4 protein-coding genes are annotated in these 7,081 nt (G+C 53.8%); all 4 read left to right on the top strand.

Annotation, left to right across the window (positions count from 1 at the left end; translation table 11 throughout):
- Positions 1-696 (top strand): zinc-ribbon domain-containing protein (locus KQI17_RS13135; RefSeq protein WP_216496655.1); only part of this gene is annotated, 696 nt, incomplete at its 5' end.
- Between the two features lie 49 nt (positions 697-745).
- The gene (locus tag KQI17_RS13130; RefSeq protein ID WP_216496654.1) at positions 746-5,374 is read left to right on the top strand and encodes an S-layer homology domain-containing protein; all 4,629 of its coding nucleotides are present in this window, start codon (positions 746-748) and stop codon (positions 5,372-5,374) included.
- Between the two features lie 904 nt (positions 5,375-6,278).
- A complete protein-coding gene (locus tag KQI17_RS13125; RefSeq protein WP_256446017.1) occupies positions 6,279-6,713 on the top strand; it encodes a helix-turn-helix transcriptional regulator in 435 nt (144 codons plus the stop codon).
- A gap of 159 nt (positions 6,714-6,872) precedes the next feature.
- Positions 6,873-7,081, top strand: a 209-nt coding sequence (locus tag KQI17_RS13120) for a hypothetical protein (RefSeq protein WP_216496652.1), incomplete at its 3' end; no start/stop codon positions are given.

Below are 7,081 nucleotides of genomic sequence, written 5' to 3'. Positions count from 1 at the left end.
GTTCTGCCGGACGAAAACTCCCTCGCGGCAAGGTATCCCGCACTTGTTGCCGAATGGGATACCGAGAAGAACGCTCCTCTATTGCCGACGCTGGTCGCCCCGGGAACGGTGAGAAAGGCTTGGTGGCGCTGTCCCAAGGGACACAGCTACCGTGCCGCCATCTCATCCCGCGCGGGTGGTGGAACAGGCTGCCCGTTCTGCGCAGGGCAAAAGGTCATACAGGGCGAAAACGACCTCGCTACCCAATACCCGCAGCTTGCCGCCCAATGGGATCGACAGAAAAACGGCGCTCTGACGCCGGAGGCAGTGACTTCCGGCTCCAACCGCCGCGTGTGGTGGCGCTGCGAAAAGGGACATTCCTATCCGGCTGTTATAGCTCACCGCGTGCGGAGTGGAAGCGATTGTCCGTATTGCTCCAACCACAAGGTTCTGCCCGGCTTCAACGACCTCGCAACGATAGAGCCGGTCGTTGCCTCGCAATGGCACCCGACGCGCAACGGCAGCCTTACACCGCAGCAGGTGACGCCCGGCAGCCGCCGCAAGGTCTGGTGGCTCTGCGATAAGGGTCACGCGTGGCGGGCGGTCGTCAACAGCCGCACGGGAAAACAGCGCTGCGGCTGTCCGATCTGCGCGGGCAGACCATTGGACCGATGCACAGCAATTTTAAGTGAACTTCCGGCAGAGCCGGTGAAATAAGTGCCCAAACCGCGGGGAGCCGCGGAAAAAATACATTAGGAGGACCAAAATGAAACGCAAAATCTTATCCCTCATTCTTGTGTTCGCCATGACAGTTAGTCTGCTCACGGTCGGCACAGGAGCGGTCGAACCGACCTACGGCGACACCGCAGGCCATTGGGCCGAGAGCTCCATCGAACGCTGGAGCGGCCACGGCATCATCCAGGGCAGCAACGGTCAGTTTGACCCCAACGGTCAGCTCACCTGCGCGCAGCTCGCGACCATCCTCGCGAAGCTCCTCAAGCTGCCCGCCGCGAAGGACGCGGGCTTCACCGACAACACGGCGGATGCCTGGTACTATGATGCCATCAACCGCTGCGCGGCTGCCGGTATCCTCAACGGCAACGGCGACGGCACCGTGACGCCCGAAGCGCCCATTACCCGCGAGCGTGCCATGGTCATGCTGGCCCGCGCGCTCGGCATTGAGCCGATCCGCAAGCCCGACCTGACGAAGTACACCGACGCCGCGCAGGTCTCCGCCTACGCGCAGGGCTATGTTGCCGCGCTCATTGAGGCCGGTATCGTGGGCGGCGTGACGGCTGACGAGCTTGCCCCGCAGGACAACATCAACCGCGCGTCCACCGTCACCATTCTCGACCGCGCCATCAGCACCTATGCCGATAAGGCGGGCGAGACCGTCAAGGTCGACGGCAAAGGCCTCGTGCTCGTCGTCGCCGAGAACGTCAAAATCACCGGCGCGCCCGAGGGCACCAAAATCGTGGTCGCGGACGGCGCGACCGGCCTGACCGTCAACGGTAAGTCCGTCTCCGACGACCAGACCTACATCGTCCCCAAGACCACCACCGGCTCCGGCAGTTCCTCTGGCGGTTATAGCCATACCCACAATTGGAAAGACAACTATTGCGCTGGCTGCGGCCAGTTTAAGGATACTGTCGTAGCAGTCATCGGCAAGAAGGGCTATCTGACGCTGAAGGAAGCTGTCACAGCAGCGACCAACGGCCAGACTGTGAAGCTGGTAAAGGATGTTGAACTGTCCGAACAATTTGCCATTGATAAGGCGATTACGCTCGACCTCGGCAGCCACACGCTGAAGAGCACGTGGCTCATGTCCGGCGGCCAGAGGTATGCCATCATCAGCAATGCTCCGCTGACTATTCAAAACGGTACGGTTGCCGTCGGTCAGGCACGTGCCATTACCGCCCATGATAATCTGATACTGGATAGCGTCACCGTGACGCAGGAGCTGACCGGCGATGACGCCTGCATCGCGTTCTCTGGGGCTGGTAAGGCCTATTTAATCACCAATTCCACCATCAAAGGCGCGTATGCTGTCTGCAACTTCGCCAATAACGCCACCATCACCATCTCCGGCAGCGAGCTCATCGGCACCGGAAACGTGCTATATCATAACGGCAACAACTGCGGTTTGAATCTGACCGTTATTGATACCAAAATCACTGGGACTGGCGACGGATGCGGCGTGTATCTCTCTGGCTCGACCGAAACGCTTGGAGCGGGCGGCCTTCAGAAGGCAACGTTCAAGAACTGCACTATCACTGGCACAAACGGCGTGGAAACCAAATACACCAACCTAACAATGGAGAACTGTATCGTCACCGCAACGGGCACACCGTCCTTTGAACAGAACAACAACGGTCCCGCAACGAGCGGCTTTGCCGTGGTCTCCACCGATAATACGATGAGCCCCAACACCCCTGCGCCAGATGGCAAAACCACCATCACCGGCAACAAGGGCAGCTACACCGGTTTGATTGGTCTGCGCACCTTCCCGGGTATTCTGAATACGTACCCAGATATGAAAGAGTCCACCTATGCTATCGCTGGTGGTACGTTTGACCACAATCCCGATGCACAGTATATCGCCGCAGGCTATGAGGCTAAGAACAATGGAAACGGCACATGGACGGTCAGTGAAAAGACCGGTGTAACGCTGGTCGCGCAGGTCGGCGTGAACAAGTACGCATCCCTCGCCGATGCTCTTGCCGCGGTACAAGACGGCGACACCGTGAAGCTGGTGAGCGATATCACGACTAATACGACCATCGAAGTCACCGGCAATAAGACTATTACCATTGACCTCGCTGAGAAGAAAATCACTTCGACGGCGGACGCTGCCATCGTGAACAATGGTACCGGCAAGCTGACCATTACCGGCAACGGTACGGTGGACACTTCCTCGTCCACGAATGGTGAAAACATCGCCATTTGGGCGCGCACCGGAAGCATCGACATCGAGAACGGCACGTTCATCAACAAATCCAACAAGGAAGCCACGGTTTATGCGGGCACCAGCGCGGACGCGAGCACACCCGTCATCACCATCAAGGGCGGTACGTTTGAGAACAAGGCTACCGGCCCCTATGAATACAAGAATAGTCTCAAGCCTCTGACGCTGAATGTGGAGAATAGCAAGCCGGTTACCAGCATTGTCATCACCGGCGGCACATTCTATGGCAACGACCCCAAAAACGGCGACGACAATAAGGGCGGCACCTTCCTCGCGCCGGACTATAAGTCCGTGGAAACTTCTGCTGGCGTTTGGACCGTCGAAAAGAAGGATTGGAAGACCGACTATAAGGCGGACGGCTCCGAAATGCCTTCCGGCGTGGTGATTACTACCGCACGCGACCCCGCTGGCACAAATGGTTCCCTTACCACTGTTACTCTAAAGGATCAGGATGCTTACCTCTACTTTACACAGGTTTTTGACCACGGACAGGCGTATAATGCCCGTAAGCAGCTTCTGACCAACGACGCGAGCAAAAAATATGAGTGGGAAAATCATGGTGCCGATTGTAACATTTGGTACACGGGATATATTTACAAGCTCACCGTGAAGCTGGACTGTGATATTGATTTGAAAAATGCAACCGTCGATCCATTCTTGTTCAATGATATTGGCAATACTTACTTTACTTTCGACGGAAACAACCACACCATCTCGAATGCCAATTTAGCTTCTTCTACCGGCAATGTTGGACTCTTCGGAAAGGGCGTTTCCGTGAAGAACCTGACGCTGGATAATATCCATGTGACGGCGACCGGCAATCCTAAAAACCAAAGTGCCGGTATTGTGTCGTGCAACACAAACACAGATATTGACCATGTGACCGTCCGCAATTCCTCCGTCACCGGCGGCAAATACACCGGAGCCATCGTTGGCTATAACTATGGCAGCGTGACGAACTGCAAGGTTCAGAACTGCACGGTTTCCGGTCAGTATAAGGTCGGCGGTATTATCGGCTATATCTGCAACAGCAACGATGTCCATACTTCTGTTACCGGTAATTCGCTGACGAACGTGGCGGTCAAGGCAGAGAATGTACTCACGGGCAAGACCGCTGTCATCGGTAAAATCGTCGGCAACTGGGATGCGACTATCGGCGAGTGCAGCGACAACACGTTCTCCGGCACGACTGACGCGACCGGCGACATCGGTGAAATCGAGTCCCGCTGCACGAACGTTATCGTCAACGGCAAGCTTGCAAGCAAAGCCAGCGGTACAACGCTCCGAGAAATTGTCAACAGCAAGCCGGAATCTCCGGTGGAAATCACTCTCGCTGAAGGTGAAAGTCCTGTCGAGGTAAAGGATATTACGGTACCCGAGGGTTACATCCTTTACAAAAAGGATACCGATGACAGCAAAACTTATCAGCTTATGAAGAATGAGGGCAATGTCGAGGTCTCCCTTCAAGAGCTTCAAAATCTGAAAATCACTAAGGGACCCAAGGCAGCTGATGCTAAGGCAACCACGTTTACTGTTGGTTTGGTTGACCAAAAAATTAAGGCTGGCGATATTAGCTACAGTGAACATAACTCCGGCTACACCGGTAAGGGTGTACTGATTGGCGGTACCACAATGAACAGCTACGGCGTGAGTCCCGCGAATGATGGTAACTACAAATTTGTCATCAAGGGTGGCACGATTACCAGTGCAGCGACTGGATATAGCTCTATTGACGGTTACAAGGACGCTTCTGTTTATATGCTCGTTCCCAGCAATAGCGATGTGACCTTTGAGGACGTGACCTTTGAGGGGGTACTCAGCTTCGACATTCAGAAATATACCAGCCCGTGGAGCAACCTTAACTCTCTCACCTTTAAGAATTGCATTTTCAAAGGAATCATTATCGGCACTTGCCCGGCGTCTAATGTCACCTTTGATGGCTGCAAGTTTGAGAACTATACCAACTCAACTAAGCCCAACAACTCCAACCCCATCTGGTGGCGTGAGGATACCGAAGGTTCCGGAGATAATGCGAACCCGATTAAGACATTCACGTTTGTAAACAACGAAGTTGTCGGCACTCGTCCGCTTAAAATTGAGCGTATCGGGAAGACCGTTAGTCCGGCGTTTACTTTTAAGAACAATACTTTTGATATCAGCAAACGGGACGGCGATACCGGAACCAAAAACATGGCCATCAATATCGGCATGGGAGAAAATCCGAACCTGCCGTTTACACTGATTGACGAGGGTAACACAATTTCCGCCAACACTGCTGCGCTCTATACGGTAGCATTTAGTGGCTCTAACAGCTACAAGGCGGTTTCTGGTATGAAGGTTCTGGACGGCCACGAAAATGCAAAAACCATTACCGCGATGGTTTGGAAGACCACAACAGGTGAAACCTTCAATCTACAATCTGTCGACTGATTATCTGCTTTCCATCCAAGCGCCCGAGCGAATGCGCGGGCGCTTGCCCTTTTTCTCCAAATACTTGACGGGTACGATGGAACCTGCTATACTTTCCTCATCAAAGGCTGCGTGAAAGCCTGCCGTTTCGGATCATGGGGCGGCAGAGCGGACACGGGAACAGCTTTTGGTGCGCGACGGCCTGCTCCCCGGCGTCATGACGGGACATGAGTGCATCCGGGAACTGTGGATTGGCCGTGCGTGATAGGGTGGAATTGTCATTCGGCATATTCTCGCTGAAATGACCTTAATGAGAGGAAGTAAGCTGTCAGGCGTGCGGGGGAGGCGAACCCCTGCCTATGCGCCGGGCAAGTCTGAAACCGGTATTTTCCCGAATTGGCTGTACTTGTGACCGGCATTGCCGTTTGCAGGTACACACTTTGAGCCAAATGTGAAGCGCTTGTCCTGTGGGCGATGGGCGGCGTTAGCGTTTCTGCATGATCCGCAGGATGAGGCGAACCAAGCCCGCTGTCACACGAGGGCACGGCTCACGCAGGCTGTGTAGCGCCAGTGATACCTTGACTGATTTTGGGGAAAGGGGGAAGTATGCCCTTTTCCAAGAAAAAGTGTATGAGAATAGTAGTCCTTGGACTATTAGATCAATGAAGTACGACTTTGAAGAAAGCCGTGCTTTTTTCTATCCAAAATGATGAGAATATGACAGTATAAGTTGGCCTGCTGCCGGAGGGGCAATACCCATCGGTAACTCATTTCGCAGGAGGTGGTGCGTATGGTGATTTGCTGCTCTTTTCCCAGCACTTACAGCAATCCCCTTTTTCCCCGCATACTCAGCACCTCCGGCGGTTGGGCCAACAAATGAAGAAAACAAAGGTTTGCGTGACTTTAGGAACGGAATGGAACTTCCTTGTTCTGTTCTTCCAGACCGAGGCCATCTGAATTAAGCGATACAGCCTCATTCGGGCTGTACACAGATTATTATGCACGCAGAGTAGGACTATCTCAAAACAAGCTGTCCGTTTGTGCGAGAATGAGTCAATCAAGGTTAAATAAGATCGTGAACGAAACCGTTCGGAACGTCCCTGTGGAAACGCTGGTGAGTCTCTGTCTCGTTCTGGGGCTGAACGAGGATGAAGCCATAGATTATTTGGCAAGGTGTGAAAGAGCGTTTTCCCCGGCAAAGCCTGTCCACCAATGTTATTTGGAGCTGATCCGGCTTTACTCACAAGCAGAACAGAATTACAGAGGTGTTTCAAACGAAGAATTGCAAGCGGTCTTGAACGAGGCAGATGATTATTTAATAGCGAAAGGCTTTCCGGCGCTGCCGGACTGCAATCTGTAAAGGTGAGGCAGAGAGCAAAAGTTATTCCATCGCGGAATAAGTATTGTCCTCTGCCTTTTGTTATTCTATTCGTGCAATCAGGATTGCTTCATTCCTACCAACCCAGCGGCGTCCGATCAACGCTGCGCGGTACACTTATGAAAGGAACAGGTATTACCCATGTTGAATATTCGTGATCTTCGGATCGACCCCGCCTCGCTGGGGGCAAAGAAGCTGTTGGTGGATGTTGCGCCGATGTACGCGTATAAGGATGGCAAGCGCACGGATACCGTGACCGGCTATCGCTATATCGTTGCGCTGCCTGCACACAGCCTTGAGAAAATCGGTGTCCGCATTGACGGTAAGCAGCTCATGGAAAAGCCGGAAGG

Origin of the sequence: Oscillibacter sp. MSJ-31, assembly GCF_018918025.1 — a bacterium.
In the GTDB taxonomy this organism is placed as follows: Bacteria; Bacillota; Clostridia; order Oscillospirales; family Oscillospiraceae; genus Hominicoprocola.
This window is presented reverse-complemented; position numbering and strand designations above follow the sequence as displayed.

Bases quoted from the DNA above. Each gene is read 5' to 3' on its own strand.
- KQI17_RS13130 (WP_216496654.1), top strand. From the start codon at position 746: ATGAAACGCAAAATCTTATCCCTCATTCTTGTGTTCGCCATGACAGTT.